The organism is Rhodococcus sp. PBTS 1 (assembly GCF_001620025.1).
GTDB lineage: Bacteria > Actinomycetota > Actinomycetes > Mycobacteriales > Mycobacteriaceae > Rhodococcoides > Rhodococcoides kroppenstedtii.
Map to the genome: position 1 here is coordinate 1,316,485 of NZ_CP015219.1, position 26,626 is coordinate 1,343,110.

Genomic DNA, 26,626 nt, shown 5'->3' on the forward strand with positions numbered 1-26,626 from the left:
CCGTGCCCAGCTCGTCCCTCCGCCCGCAGCGGCCCCCGGTCACCCCGATCGGCCGGCTCGCCGACGCGATCGGGGCGACCGTGCACGGTGGCGCGTCGGCGGCGGAGATCTCGGTGACCGGCATCGAGCTGCGGGCACAGGACGTTCTGCCGGGGGACCTGTTCGCGGCTCTGCCGGGTGCGCACAGCCACGGAGCCCGGTTCGCCGCCGACGCCGTGGCCCGCGGCGCGGTCGCGGTGCTCACCGATCCGGAGGGTGCGGATCTCGTCGCGAACTCGGCGGGTGGTTCCGCCGGGGCGCACTCCGACGTCGTGGTGCTGGTGCACCCGCATCCGCGGTCGGTGCTCGGCTCCGTCTCGGCGACGGTCTACGGCGATCCGTCGGCGTCGATGATCGTCGTGGGGATCACCGGCACGTCCGGCAAGACCACGACGTCGTATCTGGTCGAGGCGGCGCTGCGCGCGGGCGGCCGCACCCCGGGCCTGATCGGCACCGTGGAGACCCGGATCGGTGACACCCCCGTGCCCTCGGCGCTGACGACGCCCGAAGCGCCGCATCTTCACGCCATGTTCGCGGCGATGCTCGAGCGGGGGTGCGACAGCGTCGTCATGGAGGTCTCGTCGCACGCGCTGTCGCTCGGCCGCGTCGACGGCACCCGATTCGCCGTCGGAGCCTTCACGAACCTCTCGCAGGATCATCTCGACTTCCACCACACGTTCGAGGACTACTTCGCGGCCAAGGCGCGCCTGTTCGCCGCCGAGTCGGACGTGCACGCGGCCGAGTCGGTGGTCTGCATCGACGACGAATGGGGGCGCCGGATGGCCGACATCGCGGCCGCGTCCGGCCCTGTGACCACCGTGTCCACCGACGGGGAGGCCCGCGGCGCAGCGGCCGTCGCCCGGAACTGGCAGGCACGTGCCGACGGCGCTCAGACCTTCGATGCCGTCCTGGGTGACCGCGTCGTGTCCGCGACGCTTCGGTTGCCGGGTCGCTACAACGTCGCCAACGCCCTCGTCGGCGCCGCCGTGGCCGCTCGCGTCGGGGTCGACCCGCAGGTCGCGGTGGACGCCATGGCCACCGTGGACGTGCCCGGACGCATGCAGCGGGTCGACCGCGGCCAAGCGTTCCTCGCCGTGGTCGACTACGCCCACAAGCCGGCCGCCCTGGAGGTGGCGTTGGCCACCCTGCGTCGGCAGACCACCGGCCGCGTGGCCGTCGTCGTCGGCGCCGGCGGGGACCGCGACACGGAGAAGCGTCCGCTGATGGGTGCCGTCAGCGCCGCGGCGGCCGACCTGGTGGTGATCACCGACGACAACCCGCGGTCCGAGGACCCGGCCACCATCCGCGCGGCCGTCCGCACCGGCGCGATGGGCGTCGACGACGCCGCCCGCGGGGAGGTCGTCGAGATCTCGCCGCGTGCCGACGCCGTCGCGTACGCGGTGCGGTGGGCGCGTCCGGGTGACGTCGTCCTGGTGGCGGGCAAGGGGCACGAAGTAGGTCAGAAGGTCGGCGACGTCGTGCATCCGTTCGACGATCGTGAGGCGCTGGCTCGAGCCATCGACGAACTCGGGGAGGACGGGACGTCATGAGAGCACTGTCGATCGGGGAGATCGCGGACATCGTCGGAGGGACTCTGCACGACGTGCCGGATCCGGACGTCCGGGTCACGGGCACGGTGGAGTTCGACTCCCGGAAGGTGACCGCGGGCGGAGTGTTCCTCGCCCTGCCGGGTGAGCGGGTCGACGGCCACGATCACGCCGCCGACGCCGTCGCGGCCGGCGCGGTCGTGGTGCTGGCGACGCGGCCGGTGGGTGTCCCCGCCGTCGTCGTCGAGCCGACCCCGCGCCCGGACCTGCCCGCGTACGACCCGACCGGAGCGGGACCCGCCGTGCTGGCGGCGCTCGCCGCGCTGGCGTCCGCGTCGGTGACCGGACTGATCGAGAACGGGCTGACCGTCGTCGGCATCACCGGGTCCTCGGGCAAGACGTCCACCAAGGACCTGATCCGGGCGGTCCTCGAGCGGGCGGGCACCGTGGTGGCCCCGCCGGGCTCGTTCAACAACGAACTCGGCCACCCGTGGACGGTGCTGCGGGCGGACGAGACCACCCGATTCCTCGTTCTGGAGCTCTCGGCGCGCGGGCGCGGGCACATCGCCGAGCTGGCCCGGATCGCGCCGCCGCGCATCGGCGTCGAGCTCAACGTGGGCACCGCGCACCTCGGGGAGTTCGGGTCGCGCGAGAACATCGCGGAGGCCAAGTCCGAGCTGGTCCAGGCCCTGCCTGCCGCCGCCGACGGCGGCGTGGCCGTCCTCAATGCCGACGACCGGCTCGTGGCGGCGATGGCCGAGAAGACCACCGCACGCGTCGTCACCTACGGCCACGGCGGCAGCGCCGACGTGCGCGCGACGGACGTCGTCCTCGACGCGGAAGCGCGCGCGTCGTTCACGCTGCACACGGCGTCCGGGTCCGCCCCGGTCGCCTTGCAGGTGCACGGCGAGCACCAGGTCTCGAACGCCCTGTCGGCCGCGGCCGTCGGACTCGAGTGCGGGATGGCTCTCGACGACATCGCGGCCGCGCTGGGCGACGCCCGCGCCGCGTCGGAGCGGCGCATGGACGTGCGCACCCGCCCGGACGGCGTCACGGTGATCAACGATTCCTACAACGCCAACCCCGATTCGGTGCGCGCCGCCCTCAAGGCCCTGGTCACGATGGCCCGCGCCGATCGCAGAAGCGCGCGGCGCTCCTGGGCGGTGCTCGGGGAGATGGCGGAGCTGGGCGAGGACTCCGTGATCGAACACGACCGGATCGGCCGACTGGCCGTGCGGTTGGCGGTGGACAAGCTGGTGGTCGTGGGGACCGGGCGTCCCTCGCACGGCATGCACCAGGGCGCGGTCATGGAAGGGTCCTGGGGCGACGAGTCGGTGCTGGTTCCCGACGCCGACGCGGCGGTCGAGCTGCTGCGCGAGCAGGTGGCGCCGGGTGATCTGGTGTTGGTCAAGGCATCGCAGTCGGTGCGGCTGTGGACCGTCGCGGAGGCGGTCCTCGCGGAGCAGGGGGAGAACCGGTGAGGCAGATTCTGTTCGCGGGAGGCATCGCGCTGGCGGTGGCGATCCTGCTGACGCCGGTTCTCATCAAGGCGTTCTCGCGGCAGGGCTTCGGCCAGGAGATCCGTGTGGAGGGCCCGGCCAGCCACCAGTCCAAGCGCGGCACCCCGACCATGGGCGGCGTCGCGATCCTCGCCGGCCTGTGGGCCGGCTACTGGGGCTCGCACCTGATCGGTATCGCGTACGACGCCGACGGGCCGTCGGTGTCGGCCCTGTTGGTGTTGGGGTTGACCACCGTGCTCGGTGTGGTCGGCTTCCTCGACGACTTCATCAAGATCCGCAAGCAGCGCAACCTGGGTCTGAACAAGACGGCGAAATTGGTGGGTCAGCTGTTCGCGGCCGTCATCTTCGGCATCCTCGCGCTCCAGTTCAACGGCGCGGGAGGACTGACCCCCGGCAGCGTGCAGCTGAGCTACGTCCGGGACATCGCCACGGTGTCCATGGGCGGCATCGTCTTCATCCTGTTCTGCTACCTGCTGGTCAGCGCGTGGTCCAACGCGGTGAACCTCACCGACGGTCTCGACGGTCTCGCGGCGGGCTCGATGACCCTGGTGCTCGGCGCCTACACCGTCATCACGTTCTGGCAGTACCGCCAGTCCTGCACCACCGAGCCGCGGCCGGGCTGCTACGACGTCCGTGACCCGCTCGATCTGGCCCTGATCTGTGCGGCGGCGGCCGGCGCGTGCATCGGCTTCCTCTGGTGGAACGCCGCACCCGCGAAGATCTTCATGGGCGACACCGGATCGCTGGCGCTCGGCGGTCTGCTCGCCGGACTCTCCATCGTCACCCGCACCGAACTGCTCATGGTGGTCATCGGCGCGCTGTTCGTCGCCGAGGCGGCCTCGGTGGTCATCCAGGTGGCGGTCTTCCGATCCAGTCGGCGCCGGGTGTTCCGCATGGCGCCGTTCCACCATCACTTCGAACTCGGGGGATGGGCGGAGACGACGGTCATCATCCGGTTCTGGTTGCTCGCGGCCATCTCGTCGGCGGTGGGTCTGGCGCTGTTCTACAGCGAGTACCTCGCCGCGGTCGGAGACTGATCGTGGCCGGTGCAACCGACCACCGGGCCGGTGAGAACAGTGGGGCGGTCACCGACCCTCGCGACCTCCGCGACCGGCGCGTTCTCGTCGCGGGCGGCCGGGTGTCGGGGCGTGCGCTGCTTCCGACGCTGGGCACGCTGGGTGCGCGGGTCACGGTGGCGGATTCCGACGAGTCGGCCCTGGCCGCCTGTGCGGACCTCGGGGCGGACACGGTGCTCATGGACCGGATCGCCCCCGACCGGGCGGCCGTCGGCGAGTTCGCCCTGGTGATCACGAGCCCCGGGTTCCGGCCCGATGCGCCGCTCCTGACCACCGCCCTCACCGTCGGCGTGCCGGTGTGGGGCGACATCGAGTTCTCGTGGCGGGTCGACCGCGCCGAGGTGTACGGCCCGGCCCGAACCTGGCTGGTGGTCACCGGAACCAACGGCAAGACCACGACCACCTCGATGCTCGCGTCGATTCTCGACGCCTCGGGGCGACCGTCGCTGGCCTGCGGGAACATCGGTGTCCCGGTTCTCGACGCCCTGCGGTCGGAGTCGCCGCGCGCCGAGGTCCTCGCCGTCGAACTGTCCTCCTTCCAGTTGTTCTGGGCGCCCTCGGTTCGGCCGGCGGCCGGGGTGGTGCTGAACATCGCCGCCGACCACCTCGATTGGCACGGCGGGATGGACGCCTACGTGGAGGCCAAGCTGCAGGCCCTGCGCGGCGACGTCGCCGTCGTCGGTCTCGACGACGCGGTGGCGTCGTCGTTGCGCTCGCGGGCGACGGCTCCGCGGACGGTGGGGTTCACGGCCGCGCGGCCGGCCGCGGGCGATCTCGGTGTCGAGGACGGCATGCTGGTCGATCGCGCATTCGGCGACGGCGTGCCGCTGGTGTCGGCGGCGGAGATCGAACCGCCCGGACCGGCGGGTCTGCAGGACGCCCTGGCCGCGTCGGCGCTCGCGCGCGCCGTGGGCGTGGACGCGGACGCGGTCGCGCGCGGGCTATCGGCGTTTCGCGTCGGTCCCCATCGTGCGGCGACGGTACGCGAGCTCGGCGGGGTGCAGTTCGTCGACGATTCGAAGGCCACCAATCCGCACGCGGCGCGGTCGTCGATCCTCGCGCACGAGCGGGTCGTCTGGCTCGCCGGTGGGCTGCTCAAGGGCGCCGAGGTGGACGACCTGGTCACGGAGGTGCGGTCCCGTCTGGTGGCGGCCGTGGTGTTCGGCCGGGACGGGGACGCCATCGCGGCCGCGCTGGGGCGACACGCGCCGGATGTCCCCGTGGTTCACGTGCCGCCGGGGGACGATGCCTCTGTGGCCGATGAGACGGATGTGACCAACGGGGATCAGGTGATGACGCTGGCCGTCCGCGCCGCCGCCCACCGTGCCGAGCCCGGAACCACCGTGCTGCTGGCCCCGTCGACGGCCTCCTTCGACCAGTTCCGGGACTACGGCCATCGCGGGGACAGCTTCACCGCCGCCGTCGCCGACCTCACGGAGGCGGATCTGGGCACCGGCGCACGGCCGGGGACCCGGGGATGAGCACATCGCAGGCGCCTCGCTCCCGTTGGTCCGTGCGCGCACCCCGCGCCGTCGACACCTGGTTGAACCGGCCGCTCGCGTCGTTCCACCTCATCGTGACCGTGGCCGCGATGCTGACGACGCTCGGCGTGGTCATGGTCCTGTCCGCATCGTCCGTCGAGGCCTACGCCGAGGACGGCTCGGCCTACACGATGTTCACTCGCCAGGTGATCTTCGCGATCGTCGGCGTCGTCGCGTTCGTCGTCGCCCTGCGGTTGCCCATCCGCGTCATCCGGGCGTGGTCCTTCCCGCTGTTCGTGATCTCCGTCGTGCTGCTGGTCCTGGTGCTGATCCCGGGCATCGGGACGGTCGCCCAGGGCACTCGGGGATGGTTCATGATCGGCGGCGTCGGTCTGCAGCCGTCCGAGATCTCCAAGGTGACGTTCGCGGTGTGGGGCGCCCACCTGCTGGCGTCGCGCCGCGCCGAGCGGGCCGACCTCAAGGGCCTGCTGATCCCGTTGATTCCCGCCGCCATGGTGATCTTCGGTCTGATCGTCCTGCAGCCCGATCTCGGTACGACGGTGGCCCTCGGCATCATCCTCATGGCGCTGCTGTGGTTCGCGGGTCTGCCGCTGAAATGGTTCGTCTCCATCGTCGGCGGTCTCGCGGTAGCCGCGGGCGTGCTGGCCATGACCGCGGGGTACCGCTCCGCACGCATCACCCAGTGGCTCGACCCCGGCAGCGATCCGCAGGGTGCCGGCTACCAGTCGCGCCAGGCGCTCTACTCGCTCGCCGACGGTGGCGTGTTCGGCCTCGGGCTCGGGCAGAGTCGGGCCAAGTGGAGCTATCTCCCCAACGCGCACAACGACTTCATCTTCGCCATCATCGGCGAGGAGCTGGGCCTCGTCGGCTGCGTGGCGGTCATCGGCCTGTTCGGTCTGCTGGTCTACACGGGCCTGCGCATCGCCGCGCGGGTGCCGGATCCGTTCATGAAGATCCTCGTGGCGACCTTCACCGTGTGGATCCTGGCGCAGGCCGCCATCAACATCGGATACGTCATCGGCCTGCTGCCCGTCACCGGTCTGCAGCTGCCGCTCGTGTCCGCCGGCGGCACCTCGACGGCCATCACGCTCCTGGTGCTCGGACTGCTGGCCAACATCTCCCGGCACGAGCCCGAAGCGGTCGCCGCTCTGGCGTCCGGCCACGACGGCAAGGTCGGGCGGCTGCTGCGGTTGCCCGTCCCGCAGCCCTACTCCCCGGTCGAGGCGCAACGCGCCCGGCTGCAGGGACGGGGTGCCGCGGGCCCGGTCCGCGCGCCCGCCCGCACGGCGGACCGGCCCCGCGCGCCCCGCGGCGGCACCGGCCACGCCGACCGGCAACCACGCGTGGCGGCACAGCAGCCGCGCGCGACGGCCCCGCAACCACGGGCCGCCGCCCCGCGTGCTCGGGGTGACCGGTCCGATACCCGACGTGTGCAGCCGGGCGCGGCGTCCGGCCGCCGCACCGCCGTGCCCCACGACCCGAGATCACCGGAACGGAGACGTCGCCGATGACGCGCCCTGCCCCCGTGTCCGTCGTCGTCGCCGGAGGCGGCACGGCAGGCCACGTCGAACCGGCGCTCGCGGTCGCCGACGCCCTGCGTGAACTCGATCCCGACGTGCGCGTGACGGCGCTCGGGACCGAGCGCGGGCTCGAGACCACGTTGGTGCCGGACCGCGGATACCCGCTCGAACTGATCCCGCCGGTGCCGTTGCCGCGGCGGTTGTCCCGGCCGCTGCTCACGCTGCCGGCCACCGTCGTTCGCTCGGTGCGCGCGACGCGCCGCGTCCTGACTCGGGTGGAGGCCGACGTCGTCGTCGGCTTCGGTGGGTACGTGGCCCTGCCCGCGTATCTCGCCGCGCGAGGACGGATTCCGGTGATCGTCCACGAGGCGAACGCGAGTGCGGGCGTCGCCAACAAGGTAGGCGCGCGCGTCGCCGACCGCGTGCTCGCCGCCGTCGCGAATTCGGGCGTCCACGCCCGCGGCCGCGCGGACGCCGAGGTGATCGGCATTCCGGTGCGTCCCACCATCACCGACCTCGACCGCGCCGCCGTCCGCGCCGAGGCGCGCGCGCACTTCGGCCTGCCCGCCGACGGGCCCGTGTTGCTGGTGTTCGGCGGGTCGCAGGGTGCGCGATCCCTCAACGAGGCGGTGTCCGGAGCGGCCCCCGCGCTCGCCGCGGCCGGGGTGTCGGTGCTGCACGCGCACGGCCCGAAGAACACGCTCGACGTCGCGTCCACAGCCGAGGCGCCGTACGTCGCCGTGCCGTACCTGAGCCGCATGGATCTGGCGTACGCCGCGGCCGACGTCGCCCTCTGTCGGTCCGGAGCGATGACGGTGGCGGAGGTCTCGGCCGTCGGACTGCCGGCCTTCTACGTACCCTTGCCCCATGGCAACGGCGAGCAGGAACTCAACGCCCGCCCGGTGGCGGACGCGGGTGGTGGCGTCGTGATCGCGGACGCCGACCTCACGTCGGACGTGGTGGCCTCGCGCGTGATCCCCCTCGTCACCGATCCCGACGCGGTCCGACGCATGGGGGCCGCGGCCGCCGGCGCCGGTCACCGCGGCGCCGCCACCGAGGTGGCCCGCATCGTGCTCGAGACCGCTCGTCGGCACCGGCAGCAGAAGTCGCACTCGTGAATCAGGAGAACTCGCTCGTGTCCACCCCGTCAGGACCCCCGCAGGGTCTGCCCGAGGAACTGTCCCGCGTGCACATGGTGGGCATCGGGGGCGCTGGGATGTCCGGCATCGCCCGCATCCTGCTCTCGCGCGGCGGTGCGGTGTCCGGCTCGGACGCGAAGGAGAGCCGCGGCGTCAAGGCGCTGCGGGCGCGCGGTGCGCAGGTCCGCATCGGTCACGACGCGTCGGCGCTGGACATGCTGGACGGTGGGCCGACCGCCGTGGTGACCACGCACGCGGCGATCCCGAAGACCAATCCCGAGTTGGTGGCGGCGGGGGAGCGGGGCATTCCGGTGCTGCTGCGTCCGGCCGTCCTCGCTCGTCTGATGACGGGGTTCCGTACGGTCCTGGTGTCCGGGACCCACGGCAAGACATCGACCACGTCGATGCTCGTCGTGGCGTTGCAGCACTGCGGCGCCGATCCGTCCTTCGCCGTGGGCGGCGAACTCAACGAGGCCGGGACCAACTCGCACCACGGCACCGGTGACGTCTTCGTCGCCGAGGCGGACGAGAGCGACGGCTCCCTGCTGCAGTACGACCCCGATCTGGTGGTGGTCACCAACGTCGAGGCCGATCACCTCGACTACTTCGGCAGCGAGGACGCCTACACGCAGGTGTTCGACGACTTCGTCGCGCGCCTGAAGCCGGGTGGCTCGCTGGTGGTGTGCACGGACGACCCGGGGTCGCTCGCGCTCGCGCGCCGCGTCGCCTCCCGGGCGCCGGACGGCGTGCGTCTGCTGGGCTACGGCGCCGACGACGTGTCCGTCGACGGCGTGGAGACCGGCGCACGGTTGCTCGGCTGGAAGCCCGAGGACACGGGCGGGGTCGTCCACTTCCGGCTCGCGGGTGAGGACCGCGACCGCACGGTGCGCCTGGGCGTGCCCGGTCGGCACATGGCGCTCAACGCCATGGGTGCGGTGGTCGCGGCGATCGAACTCGGCGCCGATCCGGACACGGTCGTCGAAGGACTGGCGGGATTCGCCGGGGTGCACCGGCGGTTCCAACTGCGGGGACGCGAGCGCGGGGTGCGGGTGTTCGACGACTACGCCCATCACCCGACGGAGGTACGGGCCGTGCTCGGCGCCGCCGCCGATCTGGTGCGCACCGCCGATCCGGACCGCCCGGGCCGGGTGCTCGTGGTCTTCCAACCCCACCTCTACTCCCGCACCGTCACGTTCGCGGAGGAGTTCGCGTCCGCGCTCGACCTGGCGGACGAGGTGATGGTGCTCGACGTCTACGGCGCGCGGGAGGAGCCGGTCCCGGGCGTGAGCGGGGCGACGGTGGCGCGATCGGTCACCAAGCCGGTCCACTACCAGCCGGACCTGTCGGCGGTACCGCGTCAGGTCGCCCACCTGGTGGGCGCCGGCGACGTGGTGGTCACCATGGGTGCCGGCGACGTCACCATGCTGGGGTCGCAGATTCTCGACGCGCTCCGCTCGACTCTGCCGCGGCGCTGATCGTGGTGTCCCGGAACGGCTCTCGGCCCGGGTGCGACCGGTGACGAGCGCACGCGGGGGACGGCGCCCGGCGTCGCCGCGACGGGTCGGTGCGCAGCGCGGCGCCGCGTCGGGCAGGGCGTCGCGCGCGTCGGTGTCCTCGTCCACGCGGCGTGACCGGACGTCGTCGCGAACCCGGTCCACGCGCGAACCGCGCCTCGGTCGACGCGGCCGCATCGCCCTCGTCGTCGCCGTCGTGGCGTCGGCGGTGTTCCTCGGGGTGTCCTGGTTCGGACCGATCTGGGCCGTCGACACCATCGACGTCACCGGGAACGCGGCGGTGGATCGCGCGGAGATCGTGACCACGCTGGCGGTTGCCGAGGGCACCCCGTTGCCGCGGGTGGACACGGACGCGGCGGCGACGAGGGTGGCCGGCATTCCGAAGGTGGCGTCGGTGCGCGTGCAACGGATCTATCCGTCGACCGTGCGGGTCACCGTGCAGGAACGCGTGCCGGTGGTGTTCTTCGACGCGCCGGACGGCACGCACCTGATGGACGAGAACGGCGTCGATTTCGCCGTCGAACCGCCCCCTCCCGGCGTGGTGCGGCTGGTGGCGGCGAGTCCGTCGTACGGCAACCTCGAGACGAGGGCCGCGTTGGACGTCCTGGCGGTGCTACCGCCGCCGTTGCGCGCACAGGTCACGCAGATCGACGCACCGACGATCTCGAACGTCTCGCTCACCCTGGTCGACGGTCGCGTCGTGGTGTGGGGGAGCAGCGAGGACGGCGAGTACAAGGCGTCTATCGCGTTGCCACTGCTCACGCAGCCCGGACAGACCTACGACGTCTCGAGTCCGGACCTGCCGACCATCCGGTGAGGTGTCACGGATATCTCCGGAATTCTCCGTATTTCTCCGTTCGCCTCGGCGCGCCTCCCGGACGCCGGGAGGGGCGGTCTCTACCGTTTTCCCGGTCGGACTACTTGACATAACTATAACCCTATGGTTCACGTTGAGGGTTTCGACCCGAGAAGTTCGACGGCACACACCAACCACGGAAGGCGAGAGCCCATGACGCCCCCGCACAACTACCTCGCCGTAATCAAGGTCGTCGGCATCGGCGGCGGCGGCGTCAACGCGGTCAACCGCATGATCGAACAGGGACTCAAGGGAGTCGAGTTCATTGCGGTCAACACCGACGCGCAGGCGCTGCTCATGTCCGACGCCGACGTCAAGCTCGACGTCGGCCGCGAACTCACCCGCGGCCTCGGCGCCGGAGCCGACCCCGAGGTCGGGCGCAAGGCCGCCGAGGATCACAAGGACGAGATCGAAGAGGTGCTCAAGGGCGCCGACATGGTGTTCGTCACCGCGGGTGAGGGCGGCGGCACCGGAACCGGCGGCGCGCCCGTCGTGGCCAGCATCGCGCGCAAGCTCGGCGCTCTCACCGTCGGCGTCGTCACGCGTCCGTTCTCCTTCGAGGGCAAACGGCGCGGGGGACAGGCGGACACCGGCATCCAGTCGCTGCGCGAGTCCTGCGACACCCTGATCGTCATTCCGAACGATCGCCTGCTCCAGCTCGGCGACGCGGCGGTCAGCCTCATGGACGCGTTCCGCTCCGCCGACGAGGTGCTGCTCAACGGCGTGCAGGGCATCACCGACCTCATCACCACCCCGGGTCTGATCAACGTCGACTTCGCCGACGTCAAGGGCGTCATGTCCGGCGCCGGCAGCGCCCTGATGGGCATCGGGTCGTCGCGTGGCGAGGGCCGGGCGATCAAGGCCGCCGAGGCCGCGATCAACTCCCCGCTGCTCGAGGCCTCGATGGAAGGCGCGCGCGGCGTGCTCCTCTCCATCGCGGGCGGATCCGATCTGGGCCTGTTCGAGATCAACGAGGCGGCGTCGCTGGTGCAGGAAGCGGCCCACATCGACGCCAACATCATCTTCGGCACCGTCATCGACGACTCCCTCGGCGACGAGGTGCGCGTCACCGTCATCGCCGCGGGCTTCGACGGCAGCGGACCGGCCCGTCGTCCCGTCGAGGCCGCGCCCGGGCAGCCGCGCGCGGCGACCGTCGGCTCCGGCCGGGCCGGCGACCTGCACAGCGAGGACGACGGACCCGCCGTGTTCCGCGACGCCCCCGCCAAGTCGTCGCTGCCGCCGATCGGGGAGCGCGCCGCCCGGGCGACGGGTCATCCGGTGCGCGTGTCCGACGACGAGGGCGACGACGACGTGGACGTCCCCTCCTTCATGCGTCGGTGAGCACCCCCGGCCGACCGACCGGCTACCGCGTCCGGCGCGTGACCACGTCACGCGCCGGAGGCGTGTCCAAGCCTCCCTACGACGCGTTCAATCTCGGCGATCACGTCGGTGACAGTCCGGCCGACGTCGCGGCGAACCGGCGTCGACTGGCGGAGAAGATCGGTCTGACGCCCGATCGGCTCGTCTTCATGGACCAGATCCACGGACGCACCGTCACGGTGGTCGACGGATCGGTCCGAGGCACGGTGGAGGCGACCGACGCGCTGGTCACCACCGAGCGCGACCTCGCCCTGGTGGTGCTCGCGGCGGACTGCGTGCCCGTCCTGCTCTCCGACGACGCGGCCGGGGTGATCGCCGCCGCGCACGCCGGTCGGATCGGTGCCCGGATCGGCATCGTCCCCCGCGTTCTCGACGCGATGGTGGCGGCCGGCGCGTCCGTGTCGCGGATCGAGGGTTTCCTCGGGCCGGCGGCGGGCGGCGAGGACTACGAGGTCCCGGCGGCCATGCAACGTGACGTGGAGGCGCACCTGCCCGGTAGCGCGACCCGCACCCGGAAGGGCACGCCCGGCCTCGACATCCGGGCGGGCCTGCGCCGACAACTGCTCGAGGCGGGAGTCGCCGGAGTCGCGGTGGATCCGCGCGAGACCATCACCGACCGCACCCTGTTCAGCCACCGCCGCGGCGCGCCGACCGGCCGACACGCGGGCGTCATCTGGATGGACACGACGGACGGTGGGCGATGACGGGTGGTGACGGCGCCCCCGAGGGCGACGCGCGGCGTGCGTACCTCGCCGAGCATCTCGACGCGGTCCGATCCCGTCTCGCCGACGCGTGTCGCGCGGCCGGACGAGGGGTGGACGAGGTGATCCTGTTACCCGTCACGAAGTTCTTCCCGGCGTCGGACGTCGCGATCCTCCGCGACCTCGGCTGCCGCGAGTTCGGCGAGTCGCGTGAGCAGGACGCGGCGCCGAAGGTGATCGCGCTCCGCGAGAGTGCCGGCGACGACGTCCGGTGGCACATGATCGGGCACGTACAGCGGAACAAGGCTCGCGCCGTCGCCCGCTGGGCGCACGAGGTGCATTCCGTGGACAGCCTGCGGCTGGTCGATGCGCTGCAGCGTGGCGTCGAGCGCGCCCGAGGCGACGGTGAACGGACCGACGACCTCGCGGTCTACGTCCAGGTGAGCCTGGACGGCGACACGCACCGCGGCGGCGTCGATCGCGCCGAGCTGGACCCGGTGGCGGATGCGGTCGCGCAGGCATCGGGGCTGCGGCTGGCGGGCCTGATGGCGGTGCCGCCGCTGGAGTCCGACGCGGACGCCGCGTTCGCCGACCTCGCCGGTCTTCACCAGCGACTTCTCCGGTCGTACCCGACGGCGACCGGGCTGTCGGCGGGCATGACCGGGGACCTCGAGGAGGCGGTGCGACACGGCTCGACGTGTGTGCGTGTCGGAACCGCGATCCTGGGCCCCCGGCCCGTAACCTCGCCTTGACAGCATGAACCACAGGAACCTCGAGATTCACGCCAGTCACACGGGACGCACCGGCTCGGCCCGCGTTCTCGCCCCACCTCGCACCACCACGCCAAGGAAGGTCGACCGATGAGCACGCTCCACAAAGTCAAGGCTTACTTCGGCATGGTCCCACTCGACGAGTACGAGGACGACTACCTCGACGACACCGACGCCCCCGTGGGTCGGTCCTCGCGCGGTGGCTATGCGCGGGCGATGGACGACGAGTACGACGACGAGCCCGCCTACGCCGGCGCCCGCCGCGGCGACGACTACGAGCCCGCCGGGCGCGACGACTACGCCGCCCCCGGCCCGCGTCGGTCCGCCCCCGTCGCTCCGCTGTCCGCCCGCGGTGGCGGCCGGACGACCACGCTGCGGTCCACCGGACCGTCCACCCGCGGCGCCCTCGCGATGGACACGCGGCCCGAGCCGCGCCCGGAGCCGCGCCGTTCCGTGTCCGTCGACGACGGGGGTCCCGTGTCCACCATCACCACTCTGCGTCCGCGGGACTACGGCGAGGCGCGCACCATCGGCGAGCGGTTCCGCGACGGCACGCCCGTCATCATGGACCTCGTCGAGATGAGCAACGCCGACGCGAAGCGTCTCGTCGACTTCGCCGCGGGACTGGCGTTCGCGCTGCGTGGCTCGTTCGACAAGGTGGCCACCAAGGTGTTCCTGCTCTCGCCGGCCGACGTCGACGTCTCCGCCGAGGAGCGTCGTCGTATCGCCGAGAACGGCTTCTACAACCAGCAGTGACCCGGTGCCGGCGCAGCGCGTCGGTGCCCGAGGGTCCGGTGCCGGGCGCCCTCGGGTCCGGCACCGTCGGAGCTGCCGGGACAGCACCATCGCTGTGCCTGGCACAGCACCATCGCTGTGCCTGGCACAGCACCATCGCTGTGCCTGGCACAGTGGAGTCGTGGACGAGTCGAATGATCGGGACGTGAGCGTGCTGTCGGGACGTATCTCTGCGAGCGATGCAGGGTCGGTGAGCTGAGTGTTCGCCGTGCTCTACTTCGTGCTGTTCCTCTTCTGGCTGCTGCTCATCGGCCGGGTGGTGGTCGAGTTCATCCGGTCCTTCGCGCGCGACTGGCATCCCACCGGGGTCATGGTGGTGATTCTCGAGGCGATCTTCACCGTGACGGATCCGCCCGTGAAATTCCTCCGCCGCATCATCCCGCCGCTGAACCTGGGCGGCGTGCGTCTGGACCTGTCGATCATGGTGTTGCTGTTCATCGTGTTCATCTTGATGCGTGTGGTGCAGAGCGTCGGGTGATCCTGCGCGTCGGGTGTGACAGAATGACTCGTCAGGGCACGCCGGCACCTTGTCGAAGTGCACAACAACCGAATGTCCGCGAGCGATGATCACACCGATCGTTCGGGGAGAAACTGTCCGTACCGTGACGCCGCGTCCAGCCCGGTCGCGAGTCGCCGTCGCAGGTGACACCCGTCGCTCGCGACCGAACTGTCCGCGTAGTCGCTAGTCGATGCTCCACCGCTCTCGAGACGCGTGAAGGGATCCTTCCATGCCGCTGACTCCCGCCGATGTGCACAACGTCGCGTTCAGCAAGCCGCCCATCGGTAAGCGCGGTTACAACGAGGACGAGGTCGATGCCTTCCTCGATCTCGTCGAGCAGGAGCTCTCGCGCCTGATCGAGGAGAACGCCGATCTGCGTCAGCGCGTCGGTGAGCTCGATCAGGAACTGGCCGACGCCAAGTCGTCGTCCTCGCGTCAGAGCGCACCCGCTCCTGCCCCGGCCGCCGCGCCCGCTCCGGCCCCGGCGCCGCGTCCCGAGCCGCCGAAGCCGGCCCCCGTGGTGCAGGCCCCCGCGCCCGCCGCTGCCCCGGCCGCGGCCGCTCAGGGTGGTGGCGATTCCAACATGCAGGCCGCCAAGATCCTCGGCCTCGCGCAGGAGATGGCCGACCGCCTCACCGGTGACGCCAAGACCGAGTCCGAGCAGCTCCTCGGCTCCGCCCGCGCGAACTCGGATCGTCTGGTCAGCGAGGCGCAGAGTCGGGCCGAGTCGCTCGTGTCCGAGGCGCGACAGAAGGCCGATGCGCTCCTCGCGGATGCCCAGACGCGGTCGGAGACGCAGCTGCGTCAGGCCAAGGAGAAGGCCGACGCTCTCGAGAGCGATGCCGAGCGCAAGCACACCGAGATCATGGCGACCATCAACCAGCAGCGGTCCGTGCTCGAGGAGCGCATCGAGCGTCTCAAGACCTTCGAGCGCGAGTACCGCGTTCGCCTGAAGTCCTACCTGGAGTCCCAGCTGCAGGAGCTCGATCAGCGCTCCTCCGCGCTGCCGGTCGACAGCGGTCAGGACCCCTTCACCAAGGACAACGGTCAGGGCTCGTACGGCCAGTCCTCGTACGCCAAGGGCAACAACTAGCGGTGATCACCTCACCGGCCGCCACGGCCGGTGAGGTCGGGGGGGAGGGAAACCGGCCGGGTGAGATCGTGCTCGTTCTGACGCTGGTCGCGGCCGGCGTCGGCTTCGCCTTGCTGGTCGTCTCCCTGATCACCGGATCGGTGGTGTGGGCCTGGGCCTGCATCGCCGTCTGCCTCGTCGGTGCGATCCTGTTGCTCGTCGGTCTGTTGTCCGGCCGCCGGGCGACACCCCGTCGTCGACGGCGGTAGAATCTCAGTCGGCCCGGCTCGCCGGGTCACCGCACTTCGTGGCCCCGGCTCGCCGGGTCACCATGCAACCCAGTGTCACCAGCGACGATCCGGCCATCACCGGGGAGCTGTCCGGAAGAACGGCGCCGCCTCGCGGGTCACCGCGGCGGAAGCGCTCAGTAGAACCGGACGGGACGAGCCCGTCACAGCTCGACCGAGAGTGGGCCGTCGCCGAGAGCGACGGCCAAGCGGGGTGGTACCGCGGCTCCGGCGCCGGGCGCGTCGACGAGTTCGTCCCCGTGCCGTGACGACGCAGGCACAGGAGTACCCACCATGAGCACCGACGAGTCCCGCCCCGGCTACCCCCGCGTGGCGTACGAGACCGGCGAGGGCAGCGTGCAGTTCCCGCACCTCGAACAGCAGGTCCTCGCACGTTGGGAGGCCGACGGCACTTTTCGCGCGTCCGTCGCCGCGCGCGCCGACGCCGACGAGTACGTCTTCTACGACGGCCCGCCGTTCGCCAACGGACTCCCGCACTACGGCCACCTGCTGACCGGGTACGTCAAGGACCTGGTCCCGCGCTTCCAGACGATGCGGGGCAAGAAGGTCGAACGTCGCTTCGGCTGGGACTGCCACGGCCTGCCCGCCGAGCTGGAGGCGGAGAAGCAGCTCGGCATCACCGACAAGAGCCAGATCGACGCGATGGGTCTCGCGGAGTTCAACGCGTACTGCAAGCAGTCGGTGCTGCGGTACACCGGCGAGTGGCGGGACTACGTCACCCGTCAGGCGCGGTGGGTGGACTTCGACAACGACTACAAGACGCTCGATCTCGACTTCATGGAGTCGGTCATGTGGGCGTTCCGGGAGCTCTACGACAAGGGGCTGATCTACCAGGGCTTCCGTGTGCTGCCGTACAGCTGGTACGAGCAGACGCCGTTGTCGAACCAGGAGACCCGGCTCGACGACGCCTACAAGATGCGTCAGGACCCCGCCGTCACCGTGCGGATGACCCTGACCGCGCCCGGCTCGCCGCTGGACGGTGCCGACGCGTTGATCTGGACGACGACGCCCTGGACCGTGCCGTCGAATCTCGCGACGGCCGTACGGCCCGACATCGACTACGTCCAGATCGAGGACGGCGAGGGTGGCCGAGTCGTACTGGCCAAGGACCGGTTGGCGCACTACGCGCGGGAGTTCGGCGAGTCGCCCACCGTGGTGTCCGAGCACACCGGCGCCGACCTGATCGGCCTCGCCTACACGCCGCCGTTCGATTTCTTCCTCGGGCATCCGAACGCGCATCGCGTGCTGTCCGCGGACTACGTGACCACGGACTCGGGCACCGGAATCGTCCATCTCGCACCGGCTTTCGGTGAGGAGGACATGGACGTCGCAACGGCGAACGGCATCGAGGTGGTGCAGCCGCTCGACGCCGGCGGCAAGTTCACCGCCATGGTGCCGCCGTACGAGGGTCTGATGATCTTCGACGCCAACCCGGTGATCATCAAGGACCTCAAGGCCGCCGGGAAGCTCGTGCGGCACGAGACCATCGAGCACTCGTACCCGCACAGTTGGCGGTCCGGCCAGCCGCTGATCTACATGGCCGTGCCGTCGTGGTTCGTCTCGGTGACGCGGTTCCGCGACCGCATGGTCGAGCTGAACCAGGAGATCACCTGGGTGCCAGAGCACATCCGCGACGGACAGTTCGGCAAGTGGCTCGAGGGTGCCCGCGACTGGAACATCAGCCGGAACCGGTACTGGGGCAGCCCGATCCCGGTGTGGGTGTCCGACGATCCCGCCTACCCGCGCACCGACGTCTACGGCAGCCTCGACGAGCTCGAGGCCGACTTCGGGGTGCGTCCCACCGATCTGCACCGTCCGTTCGTCGACGAGCTGACCCGTCCCAACCCGGACGACCCCACGGGCCGGTCCACCATGCGCCGCGTTCCCGAGGTGCTGGACTGCTGGTTCGAATCGGGCTCGATGCCGTTCGCGCAGGTGCACTACCCGTTCGAGAACAAGGCTTGGTTCGACGGCACCGCCGAGAGTCCGGCGCACAACCCGGGCGATTTCATCGTCGAGTACAACGGGCAGACCCGCGGGTGGTTCTACACCCTGCACGTGCTGGCGACGGCGCTGTTCGACCGTCCGGCGTTCCGGACGGTCGCCGCGCACGGCATCGTGCTGGGCGAAGACGGGCTCAAGATGAGCAAGTCCAAGGGCAACTACCCGGACGTCAACGAGGTGTTCGACCGCGACGGATCCGACGCCATGCGGTGGTTCCTCATGTCGTCGCCCATCCTGCGCGGCGGCAACCTGGTGGTCACCGAGCAGGGCATCCGCGAGGGCGTGCGCCAGGCGCTGCTGCCGATGTGGAACGCGTGGAGCTTCCTGCAGCTCTACGCCTCGAAGCCCGGGACGTGGCGGACCGACTCCACCCACGTGCTCGATCGGTACGTTCTGGCCAAGCTCGCCGAGAGCACCCGCGTCATCACCGACGCGCTGGAGACCGTGGACATCGCCGGAGCGTGCGACGAGCTGCGCCTGTTCTGCGACGCCCTCACCAACTGGTACGTGCGCCGCTCGCGGCAGCGCTTCTGGGACGAGGACGCCGACGCGATCGACACCCTGCACACCGTGCTCGAGGTGCTCACGCGTGTCGCGGCCCCGATGCTGCCGCTGATCAGCGAGGTGATCTGGCGTGGGCTGACCGGCGGCCGGTCCGTCCATCTCGCCGACTGGCCCGCCGCGGGAGAGCTGCCTGCCGATCCGGAACTGGTGGCGGCGATGGACGAGGTGCGGTCCGTGTGCGGCGCGGCGCTGTCCTTGCGCAAGGCGCAGAACCTGCGCGTGCGTCTGCCGTTGCCGGAGCTCACCGTGGCGGCCGACGACGCGGACCGGCTCGCGCCGTTCGCGGACCTGATCGCCGACGAGGTCAACGTCAAGCACGTGGCGCTCACGGAGAACGTCGACGCGCACGGGCGGTTCGAGTTGGTGGTCAACGCCCGCGTGGCGGGGCCGCGGCTGGGCAAGGCCGTCCAGGCGGTCATCAAGGCCGTGAAGGCGGGCCGATGGTCCGAGGCCGACGGTGCCGTGACGGTGACCGTCGACGACGGAACGGACGTGGCGCTCCTTCCCGAGGAATACACGCGCCGTCTGGTCGCCGCCGAGCCGGATTCCACGGCGGCCCTGCCCGGCAACGGCGGACTGGTGGTCCTGGACTCCGCGGTGACCGAGGATCTCGAGGCCGAGGGGTGGGCCAAGGACCGCATCCGCGAGTTCCAGGACGCGCGTCGGTCGGCGGGCTTCGAGGTGAGCGATCGGATCGTGGTCCGTGTGGACGTGCCGTCCGCGCGGCGGACGTGGTTCGACGCCCACCGCGACCTCATCGCGGGCGAGATCCTCGCCGTGGACCTCGAGGTCGCCGATCCGGGTGCGGACGCGGTGGCGCTCGGAGACGGCGTTCGCGCGTCGTTGGTGAAGGCCTGATCCCCACGGTCGGGGTATGACCAGCGGCCCGCCTGCACACCCGTCCGCGCTCGGCCGTGCGTCGGCCGAGCGCAGTCGGCGGTGGGTTCTCCACCTCGACATGGACGCGTTCTTCGCGTCCGCGGAGCAGTTGACCCGGCCGACCCTGCGCGGCCGTCCGGTGCTCGTCGGCGGGTCGGGCGGCCGCGGCGTGGTGGCCGGGGCGAGCTACGAGGCGAGGGTCTTCGGGGCGCGGTCGGCCATGCCCATGCACCAGGCCCGGCGGCTCGTCGGGGCCGGCGCGGTGGTCGTGCCCCCGCGCGGCAAGGTCTACTCGGTGCTGTCCGCGTCGGTGTTCGACGCCGTGCGGACCGTGGTGCCCGTCATCGAGCAGCTCTCGCTCGACGAGGCGTTCGGGGAACCGGCCGAGCTGGCCGGCGCGACGGCCGCCGAGGTGGACACGTTCTGTCGCCGTTTGCGCGACGTCGTCCAGGACGCGTCGGGGCTGATCGCGTCGATCGGGGCCGGGTCGGGCAAGCAGGTGGCCAAGATCGCGTCGGGGCTGGCCAAACCGAACGGCATCACCGTGGTCCCGCCGGACGAGCAGGCGGCGTTGTTCGCGACGCTCCCCGTGCGCAAGCTCTGGGGCATCGGACCCGTCGCGGAGGAGAAGTTGCGCCGACTGGGAGTGCTCACGGTCGGTGCGTTCGCCGCGCTGCCGGAAGCGGAGGCGGCGTCCGTGCTGGGGTCGACCGTCGGTCCGGGGCTCCACCGGCTGGCCCGCGGGATCGACGACCGGCCGGTGGCCGAACGGGCGGAAGCGAAGCAGGTCAGTGCCGAGACGACGTTCGCCACCGACATCGTCGACCTGGAGGGTCTGCGCGCCGCCATCGCGGCGAGTGCGGAGGCGGCGCACGCGCGTCTGCTGAAGGACGGGCGCGCCGCGCGCACGGTGGTGCTCAAGCTGCGGAAATCCGACATGAGCATCGTCACCCGGTCGGCGACACTGCCGTACGCGACGGCCGACCTGGCGACCATCGTCGCCACCGCCCGCCGGCAGGCCCTGGACCCACGTGACCTCGGCAGCATTCGCCTGGTGGGAGTGGGACTGGCCGGACTGTCGACGGTGCGGCAGGAATCGCTCTTCCCCGAACTGGACCAGGACGGTGCGGTCACCACCAGCGACGTCACCCGTCCGGAACCGGCCATCTCCGCGGGGGAGACGCTGGTGTGGCGGCCGGGTCTGGACGTGCGGCACGACGATTTCGGCCACGGGTGGGTCCAGGGCGCGGCACTCGGCCCCGGCCCGGGAGTGGTGACGGTGCGGTTCGAGACCCGCAGCACCGGTCCCGGCGTGGCCCGCACCTTCGTCGGCGACGACGCCCACCTCACGGTGGCCGATCCGCTGGACAGCCTGGCCTGACCGACGTCGTGGTCGAGGCACGTGCCTCCCGACGGGGACGGTGGACGACGGTCGAGTTCGTTAGTGTGACCCGGTCCACATCTCGACGGGATGAAGGTTCCGACATGACGGTTCGCATACTGGCTCGCGTGTGCGCGACGGTGTCCGTGGCCGCCGCAGCCTTCGTGGTGCCCACCGCGGTGGCCGACGCCGCGCCCTGCTCCGACGTCGACGTTTCCTTCGCGCGCGGCACCGGCGAGTTCCCCGGCCTCGGCATCACCGGCCGGCCGTTCGTCGACAGTCTCGTCACGAAGTTGGGCGGGCGGTCCGTCGGCACCTACGCGGTGAATTACGCCGCCGACGTCACCCAGGGCAGCGCGGGTCCCGGTTCGCGGGACCTGGTCGCGCATCTCACCTCGGTCGCGGCCGCCTGTCCGTCGACTCAGTTCGTCGTCGGTGGGTACTCGCAGGGTGCCACCGTCGTGACCAACGCGGTCGGCCTGCGCACCCCGAGTAGCTTCGGTGGAGCGGTGATTCCCGCCGAGATGGCGGACCGGGTGACGGCCGTCGTCGTGTTCGGCAATCCGCTGGGCCTGTTCGGTCGAACCATCGAGTCCGCCAGTCCCACCTACGGCCCGCGTGCCCGCAGTTTCTGCAACGTCGGTGATCCCGTCTGCCAGATCGGCAGCGTCAACACCGTAGCCCACCTGACGTACGCCCTGCGGGGTGCGACGGACGAGGGCGCGGCTTTCGCCGCCTCTCGCGTCGGCTGACCGTCCCGTCCGGACGGGACGGGCCTACCCGGCGAGCTTTACCGTTTCCTCAGAACCGGTCGGTAAGGTCACCGATCGACGCTCGACGACACACCACGATCGACTCTCCGATCTCGGTGTCGACCGACATCCCCGACAGAAGAGGACCGAACGCGTGAAGCTTCCCCGCACCGGACGCGCACTGGTGGCCGGCATGGCCGTCGCCGCCGCACTGACCATGACGGCCTGCAGCTCGGACGACGGCGGTGACACCGCCACCACGACGACGGCGGCGACCACCACGTCGGCCAGCGCGGCCACTCCGGCCGGCGACCTGCCCCCGATCCCGACGGCGGCCGAGCTCAACCAGCGCCTGCAGGAGAGCCTCGACCCGGCCGTGCCGCTCGACCAGAAGGTCTCCTACGTCCAGGGCGCCGAGGAGGATCCCGAGCTGATCAACAAGGTCGCCGAGGCCGCTCGCGTGAACAACGCGAAAATCGAGGTCCTCGACGTCACCGACCTCGGCGACGGCACCCTCAGCTCCAACGCCACCATCGATCTCGGTGGCCAGGTCAACCCGCTCCAGGTGACCTACGTGGCCGAGGACGGCCAGTGGAAGCTCTCGCGGGACAACGCGTGCGCCATTGTGTCCCTGGCGCAGCTGACCTCGCCGGCCTGCCCGGCCTGATTACCCCCGACTCGGGCCCCGTCACCGTTCGCGGTGGCGGGGCCCGAGTCGTCCCGACACGTTCCGGTGCGGCGGTGCGGTCTCGACCCGGCTAGGTCCGCAACCGGTCGGCCGCGGTAGTCGCCAGACCCCGCACGAGGTCGGCATCCACCGGATCGAGTCCCGTGGCCACGATCTGCGTGACCGTCGCACCCACCAGCGTGATCACCGCGTCCGTCGTCAGTTCGACTCCGTCGCTCGTGACCTGGATGCGCGCCGCCACGGCGGTATCGCCCGGGGCGACGACTCCCGGCCCGGACAGCAGGTCCGACGCGCCCACGCGATAGTCGACCCGGACGCCGTCGGCGTCCGTTCCGCTGAACGTCCCGCAGCGGGCGAGCGCGTCCTGGATCCGCCCGAACGCCGTCGCCGCACCGTCTCCGTCGTACGATGCCGCGTCCTGATCGAGCGAGGCGAAGTTCGGGCCGCCGTAACTCACCGACGCTGCGCTGATGCCGCCGGGAATCGCAGTCGCGATCGGCGCCAGGACCGCCGCGCAGTCTGCCGGGTCCGTGCTCGAACGATCCTCCGCGGTCGCGCCCGGCGCCGACGGATCGAGCGGGGGCAGGTCGTATCCCGTCCACCCGGCCGGCAGATCCGCGATGGTGAGCAAACGACCGGCGAGGAACGCGTTGTCGACGATCGGCGTGGCACCCGCCGCGACCGTCGGGATCGGCACGGGCTCGAAGGGTGCGAGGTCCACGCGCGGCGCCGGCGGTGTCGACTCGGTGCTCTCGTCGGTGTCCGGCGCGTCCGTGCTGCACCCGGCGAGTACCGCCACCGACACCATGCCCGCCACCAGGGCTGCCGACGCGCGGGCCACGGTCACCGCCACGAGATGGAGTTGGTGGTGGTCTGCGACAGCGTCGTCGCGCTGTTGGGATCGCGGTAGACCTGGTCCCCGCCGACGGTGACCGACCCGGCGACCGGCAGCGGGCGCGTCGGGTCGACGGTGAGGGAACCGCCCCCGGTCATGACGAACGTCTCGATGTTCAGCGTGCCCTGGTTGTCCGGCAACTCCCAGACGGGGTCCTCCGGCGCCTGCGTGACCTCGACGTCGATCTGCGCCACGCCGTCGTCGATCGACCGCAGCGTCGCGGTGGTGGTCTGGGTCAACGCGATACCGCTCACCACCTGCTGGGTGACCGTCCACCGCGCGCCGACGCCGATCGGTTCCGCGGGGAACGGCACCGCCCGATAGACCGCCTGCGACAACGCCTGCTCCACCGCCGACCGGGCGATGTCCCTCGCCTCCGGCGCCGGATCGATGGTGAGAGCGGTGACCGCCCCGCTGTCGGACGTGGCGAATGCCGCGGTCGACCCCTCGGTGGGGGGCAGCGCTGCCTGCAGCGTCGCGTCCGGCGAGGTCACGGCGCCGAGCGTCATCGACACCGTCGTGACGTCGTCGTCCGTCGACGCGGTCGCCGTCAGTGGCATCGTCAGTTCCGGCGTCGAGAAGTCCTGCGAGTCCGCCGCATCGATCCGCTGCCCGATGGACGACGACGTCACCAGCGTCACCGACTGCGGCTCGTCCGTCACCTCCCGGGTCACGACGCTGCGCGGCTCCGCACCCGGATCGAGCAGCGTGGTCGTCGACGCGGACACCGGCAGCGTCACCGCACTGGTGGTCGGGGTGACGTCCTCGCTCGGCGCCGAGTCGTCGTCCGACCCGCACGCGGAGACGAACACCAGCGCCGCCGCCGTCAGCGCGGCGGTCAGGGGACGGACGAGCCCGGGCCGAGACCGTCGGGGCCGGGCGGACAGACGCACACTCACGGCAATCAGGCTAACCAGACAACCTGAGCGCTCGGTGAGTGCTCGCTCCGCAGGCTCCGCTCGGGTGAGTGCTCGCTCCACGGGCTCCGCTCGGGTGAATGCTCGCTACGCAGGCTCCGCTCGGGTGAGTGCTGCTCGTCCCGTAGGGGACAATGGACCCGTGACCGAGGATCGAACCGCCACCCGTCCCCTCCGGACGAGGCGACTGCTGACCGTGGCCGCCGTCGTTCTCGCCGCGGATCTGCTCACCAAGATCGCCGCCGTCGCCTTCATCGAGCCGGGTCGCCCCGTCAGCATCGTGGGGGACACCGTCGAGCTGGTGCTCTACCGGAATCCGGGCGCGGCCTTCTCCATCGCGACGGGCATGACCTGGGTGTTGACGCTGGTCGCGGTGGCCGTCGTGATCGGTGTGATCAAGATCGGCCGGACCCTGCGCTCGCCGTGGTGGGCGCTGGGGCTCGGACTGATCCTGGGTGGGGCGCTGGGCAACCTGATCGACCGCTTCTTCCGCTCGCCCGGCCCGCTGCAGGGGCACGTGGTGGACTTCGTGTCCGTCGGGTGGTGGCCGGTGTTCAACGTGGCGGACTCGTCCATCGTGTGCGGCGCGGTGCTGCTCGTCGCGCTGTCGTTGTTCGGGGTCGAGCCGGACGGATCGCGGCGTCGGGACGAGGCCGACACCGAGAGCGAGGCCGAGGCCGGCGGCCGCTCGGGCCAGTCGGGAGCGACGGCGTGAGGGAAGTACGGTCCATGCCGGTTCCCGACGGGCTGGACGGCATGCGTGTCGACGCGGGACTCGCGCGGCTGCTGGGACTCTCGCGCACCGTGGTGGCGACCCTTGCCGAGGAGGGGTCGGTCAGCGTCGACGGTGCGGCCGTCGCCAAGTCCGACCGGCTGGGCAGCGGGTCGTGGCTCGAGGTGCAGCTGCCCGAGCCCGCGCGGCCGCTCACCATCGAGGCGCAGCCCGTCGAGGGCATGGAGATCCTCTATTCCGACGACGACATCGTGGTGGTCGACAAGCCCGTCGGCGTCGCCGCGCACGCGTCGGTGGGATGGACCGGACCGACGGTCATCGGCGGTCTCGCGGCCGCCGGCTTCCGCATCTCGACGTCCGGCGTGCACGAGCGACAGGGCATCGTCCACCGTCTCGACGTCGGCACGTCGGGCGTGATGGTGGTGGCGACCAGCGAGCACGCGTACACGGTGCTCAAGCGCGCGTTCAAGCAGCGCACCATCGACAAGCGCTATCACGCACTCGTGCAGGGTCATCCGGATCCGAGCAGTGGCACCATCGACGCGCCCATCGGGCGTCATCGCAGCAACGACTGGAAGTTCGCGGTCACCGCGGACGGCAAGCCGAGCATCACGCACTACGACACGGTGGAGGCGTTCCAGGCGGCGAGCCTGCTCGACGTGCATCTCGAAACCGGACGGACCCACCAGATCAGGGTGCACTTCTCCGCTCTCCGCCATCCCTGCTGCGGCGATCTCACCTACGGCGCCGACCCGACGCTCGCCGCCCGACTCGGCCTCGAACGGCAGTGGTTGCACGCCCGTGCGCTGGGCTTCACGCATCCGGCCGACGGACGCTACGTCGAGTTCACCAGTCCCTACCCGGCCGACCTGCAGCACGCTCTGGACGTTCTGCGAGCGGGCTGACCGGTGGCACGCATCGGGTCGGTGGCGGCGCTCGTGGTGCTCGCCGCGCTCGTGCTCGTCCTCGGCGTGACGACGCCCCCCTCCCGCGCTCCGAGCGTCACCGACGCGCTCGGTCCGGCCAACGACGAGACGGCAGCGGACTACCTGGCCCGCGTCGGATCGCCGACGGATGACGACGGCGGGGCGGAGCGGTGGGCGCTCGTGTCGCCCTCCCGGTCGGTGCGGGCGGACGAGATTCGCGGCCTCGTCGGCGACGTCCGGGTGTCCGAGGTGTACGTCCACGTGCCGGTGGACCGTGTCCAGACTCCACTGCTCACGGTGGCGGTGCCGGACACGGATTCCGTGCTGACGCGTGCGGTGCGCGATGCCGCGTCACGCGTCACGCCCGGTCGGGACGAGCGGGGCGAGGCCGTCGCGGCGCTGGTGCGCACCCGTCTGCTCGCCGACTGTGTCTGTGTGGCCGGGGTTCTCGTGCGCGCCGCCCCCGCCGGCCTGGTCCGCCTGGCGACCGCCGACGGCGTGCGCGGCGTCGAGGCCGCGCCGCCCGACGCCGTGTTCGGGACCCTGTCCGTGACCCCTCTGTGGCCGGAACGGGTGGGCACCGCGGTGCTGCCCGACGACGGCCCGGTGCCGTCCGCGTGAACAGCCGGCCCGGTGCCGTCCGCGTGAA

The 26,626-nt window shown here is 71.4% G+C and carries 24 protein-coding genes; 22 read left to right on the forward strand and 2 right to left on the reverse strand.

Annotated elements, in window-relative coordinates; translation table 11 throughout:
- The first annotated feature begins 2 nt into the window (after positions 1-2).
- The 19 genes from A3Q40_RS05930 (at position 3) to A3Q40_RS06020 (ending at position 22,485) form a co-directional block, all read left to right on the forward strand.
- A complete protein-coding gene (locus tag A3Q40_RS05930; protein ID WP_157889521.1) occupies positions 3-1,589 on the forward strand; it encodes a UDP-N-acetylmuramoyl-L-alanyl-D-glutamate--2,6-diaminopimelate ligase in 1,587 nt (528 codons plus the stop codon).
- Positions 1,586-3,067, forward strand: coding sequence for a UDP-N-acetylmuramoyl-tripeptide--D-alanyl-D-alanine ligase (locus tag A3Q40_RS05935; protein ID WP_068100433.1), 1,482 nt, complete (start codon positions 1,586-1,588; stop codon positions 3,065-3,067). The genes A3Q40_RS05930 and A3Q40_RS05935 overlap by 4 nt, the downstream gene beginning before the upstream one ends.
- Positions 3,064-4,143, forward strand: a complete 1,080-nt coding sequence (gene mraY, locus A3Q40_RS05940; protein WP_068100435.1) for a phospho-N-acetylmuramoyl-pentapeptide-transferase — start codon at positions 3,064-3,066, stop codon at positions 4,141-4,143. The genes A3Q40_RS05935 and mraY overlap by 4 nt, the downstream gene beginning before the upstream one ends.
- A 101-nt stretch (positions 4,144-4,244) precedes the next feature.
- Positions 4,245-5,663, forward strand: a complete 1,419-nt coding sequence (gene murD / locus A3Q40_RS05945; protein WP_068105383.1) for a UDP-N-acetylmuramoyl-L-alanine--D-glutamate ligase — start codon at positions 4,245-4,247, stop codon at positions 5,661-5,663.
- Positions 5,660-7,195, forward strand: coding sequence for a putative lipid II flippase FtsW (ftsW, locus tag A3Q40_RS05950; RefSeq protein ID WP_082833781.1), 1,536 nt, complete (start codon positions 5,660-5,662; stop codon positions 7,193-7,195). The genes murD and ftsW overlap by 4 nt, the downstream gene beginning before the upstream one ends.
- Positions 7,192-8,322: an undecaprenyldiphospho-muramoylpentapeptide beta-N-acetylglucosaminyltransferase gene (gene murG, locus A3Q40_RS05955; protein ID WP_068100438.1), complete on the forward strand. Its 1,131-nt coding sequence runs from the start codon at positions 7,192-7,194 to the stop codon at positions 8,320-8,322. The genes ftsW and murG overlap by 4 nt, the downstream gene beginning before the upstream one ends.
- Before the next feature lie 74 nt (positions 8,323-8,396).
- On the forward strand, positions 8,397-9,818 hold the full coding sequence (murC, locus tag A3Q40_RS05960; protein ID WP_068105386.1) for a UDP-N-acetylmuramate--L-alanine ligase: 1,422 nt from the start codon (positions 8,397-8,399) through the stop codon (positions 9,816-9,818).
- Positions 9,819-9,858: 40 nt separating this feature from the next.
- Positions 9,859-10,674 carry a cell division protein FtsQ/DivIB gene (locus A3Q40_RS05965; protein ID WP_068105388.1) on the forward strand — a complete coding sequence of 272 codons (816 nt, stop codon included), beginning with the start codon at positions 9,859-9,861 and terminating at the stop codon, positions 10,672-10,674.
- 192 nt (positions 10,675-10,866) lie between these two features.
- Positions 10,867-12,054, forward strand: a complete 1,188-nt coding sequence (gene ftsZ, locus A3Q40_RS05970) for a cell division protein FtsZ (RefSeq protein WP_068100440.1) — start codon at positions 10,867-10,869, stop codon at positions 12,052-12,054.
- Positions 12,051-12,797: a peptidoglycan editing factor PgeF gene (gene pgeF, locus A3Q40_RS05975; protein ID WP_068100443.1), complete on the forward strand. Its 747-nt coding sequence runs from the start codon at positions 12,051-12,053 to the stop codon at positions 12,795-12,797. The genes ftsZ and pgeF overlap by 4 nt, the downstream gene beginning before the upstream one ends.
- The gene (locus A3Q40_RS05980) at positions 12,794-13,546 is read left to right on the forward strand and encodes a YggS family pyridoxal phosphate-dependent enzyme (RefSeq protein ID WP_068100444.1); all 753 of its coding nucleotides are present in this window, start codon (positions 12,794-12,796) and stop codon (positions 13,544-13,546) included. The genes pgeF and A3Q40_RS05980 overlap by 4 nt, the downstream gene beginning before the upstream one ends.
- Positions 13,547-13,654: 108 nt before the next feature.
- Positions 13,655-14,320, forward strand: a complete 666-nt coding sequence (locus A3Q40_RS05985; RefSeq protein WP_068100446.1) for a cell division protein SepF — start codon at positions 13,655-13,657, stop codon at positions 14,318-14,320.
- 238 nt (positions 14,321-14,558) lie between these two features.
- Complete coding sequence (locus A3Q40_RS05990; protein ID WP_068100448.1) at positions 14,559-14,837, forward strand: YggT family protein; 279 nt, start codon at positions 14,559-14,561, stop codon at positions 14,835-14,837.
- 250 nt (positions 14,838-15,087) lie between these two features.
- A complete protein-coding gene (wag31, locus tag A3Q40_RS05995) occupies positions 15,088-15,951 on the forward strand; it encodes a DivIVA-like cell division protein Wag31 (RefSeq protein ID WP_068100450.1) in 864 nt (287 codons plus the stop codon).
- A 2-nt stretch (positions 15,952-15,953) separates the two neighbouring features.
- Positions 15,954-16,199 (forward strand): hypothetical protein, encoded by a 246-nt coding sequence (locus tag A3Q40_RS06000; RefSeq protein WP_235606468.1) that lies wholly within the window; start codon positions 15,954-15,956, stop codon positions 16,197-16,199.
- A gap of 312 nt (positions 16,200-16,511) precedes the next feature.
- Positions 16,512-19,664: an isoleucine--tRNA ligase gene (gene ileS / locus A3Q40_RS06005; protein WP_068100452.1), complete on the forward strand. Its 3,153-nt coding sequence runs from the start codon at positions 16,512-16,514 to the stop codon at positions 19,662-19,664.
- Between the two features lie 16 nt (positions 19,665-19,680).
- Positions 19,681-21,066: a DNA polymerase IV gene (locus A3Q40_RS06010; RefSeq protein ID WP_068100454.1), complete on the forward strand. Its 1,386-nt coding sequence runs from the start codon at positions 19,681-19,683 to the stop codon at positions 21,064-21,066.
- A gap of 104 nt (positions 21,067-21,170) precedes the next feature.
- Positions 21,171-21,818, forward strand: a complete 648-nt coding sequence (locus A3Q40_RS06015) for a cutinase family protein (RefSeq protein ID WP_068100456.1) — start codon at positions 21,171-21,173, stop codon at positions 21,816-21,818.
- Between the two features lie 154 nt (positions 21,819-21,972).
- Positions 21,973-22,485 carry a hypothetical protein gene (locus tag A3Q40_RS06020; protein ID WP_068100458.1) on the forward strand — a complete coding sequence of 171 codons (513 nt, stop codon included), beginning with the start codon at positions 21,973-21,975 and terminating at the stop codon, positions 22,483-22,485.
- Positions 22,486-22,576: 91 nt separating this feature from the next.
- Here the strand turns inward: A3Q40_RS06020 and A3Q40_RS06025 are convergent, their stop codons facing one another.
- Together A3Q40_RS06025 and A3Q40_RS06030 are read right to left on the reverse strand one after the other, a co-directional pair.
- Positions 22,577-23,359 (reverse strand): sensor domain-containing protein, encoded by a 783-nt coding sequence (locus A3Q40_RS06025; protein ID WP_068100463.1) that lies wholly within the window; start codon positions 23,357-23,359, stop codon positions 22,577-22,579.
- Complete coding sequence (locus A3Q40_RS06030) at positions 23,350-24,300, reverse strand: hypothetical protein (RefSeq protein WP_235606469.1); 951 nt, start codon at positions 24,298-24,300, stop codon at positions 23,350-23,352. The genes A3Q40_RS06025 and A3Q40_RS06030 overlap by 10 nt, the downstream gene beginning before the upstream one ends.
- A gap of 160 nt (positions 24,301-24,460) precedes the next feature.
- Here A3Q40_RS06030 and lspA point away from each other — a divergent pair, with 160 nt between their 5' ends.
- Genes lspA through A3Q40_RS06045 form a run of 3 tightly spaced genes read left to right on the forward strand, consistent with a single transcriptional unit; the run spans position 24,461 to position 26,598 of the window.
- Positions 24,461-25,033 carry a signal peptidase II gene (lspA, locus tag A3Q40_RS06035; RefSeq protein WP_235606470.1) on the forward strand — a complete coding sequence of 191 codons (573 nt, stop codon included), beginning with the start codon at positions 24,461-24,463 and terminating at the stop codon, positions 25,031-25,033.
- Positions 25,030-25,956 (forward strand): RluA family pseudouridine synthase, encoded by a 927-nt coding sequence (locus A3Q40_RS06040; protein WP_068100468.1) that lies wholly within the window; start codon positions 25,030-25,032, stop codon positions 25,954-25,956. Before lspA ends, A3Q40_RS06040 begins: the two co-directional genes overlap by 4 nt.
- Positions 25,957-25,959: 3 nt before the next feature.
- Positions 25,960-26,598, forward strand: coding sequence for a hypothetical protein (locus A3Q40_RS06045; RefSeq protein WP_069972910.1), 639 nt, complete (start codon positions 25,960-25,962; stop codon positions 26,596-26,598).
- Positions 26,599-26,626: the final 28 nt, after the last annotated feature.

Coding starts and splice junctions, on each gene's coding strand:
- ftsW (WP_082833781.1), top strand. CDS start 5,660: ATGAGCACATCGCAGGCGCCTCGCTCCCGTTGGTCCGTGCGCGCACCC.
- A3Q40_RS06010 (WP_068100454.1), top strand. CDS start 19,681: ATGACCAGCGGCCCGCCTGCACACCCGTCCGCGCTCGGCCGTGCGTCG.
- ileS (WP_068100452.1), top strand. CDS start 16,512: ATGAGCACCGACGAGTCCCGCCCCGGCTACCCCCGCGTGGCGTACGAG.
- A3Q40_RS06015 (WP_068100456.1), top strand. CDS start 21,171: ATGACGGTTCGCATACTGGCTCGCGTGTGCGCGACGGTGTCCGTGGCC.
- A3Q40_RS05985 (WP_068100446.1), top strand. CDS start 13,655: ATGAGCACGCTCCACAAAGTCAAGGCTTACTTCGGCATGGTCCCACTC.
- murC (WP_068105386.1), top strand. CDS start 8,397: ATGGTGGGCATCGGGGGCGCTGGGATGTCCGGCATCGCCCGCATCCTG.
- A3Q40_RS05980 (WP_068100444.1), top strand. CDS start 12,794: ATGACGGGTGGTGACGGCGCCCCCGAGGGCGACGCGCGGCGTGCGTAC.
- A3Q40_RS05935 (WP_068100433.1), top strand. CDS start 1,586: ATGAGAGCACTGTCGATCGGGGAGATCGCGGACATCGTCGGAGGGACT.
- murG (WP_068100438.1), top strand. CDS start 7,192: ATGACGCGCCCTGCCCCCGTGTCCGTCGTCGTCGCCGGAGGCGGCACG.
- wag31 (WP_068100450.1), top strand. CDS start 15,088: ATGCCGCTGACTCCCGCCGATGTGCACAACGTCGCGTTCAGCAAGCCG.
- ftsZ (WP_068100440.1), top strand. CDS start 10,867: ATGACGCCCCCGCACAACTACCTCGCCGTAATCAAGGTCGTCGGCATC.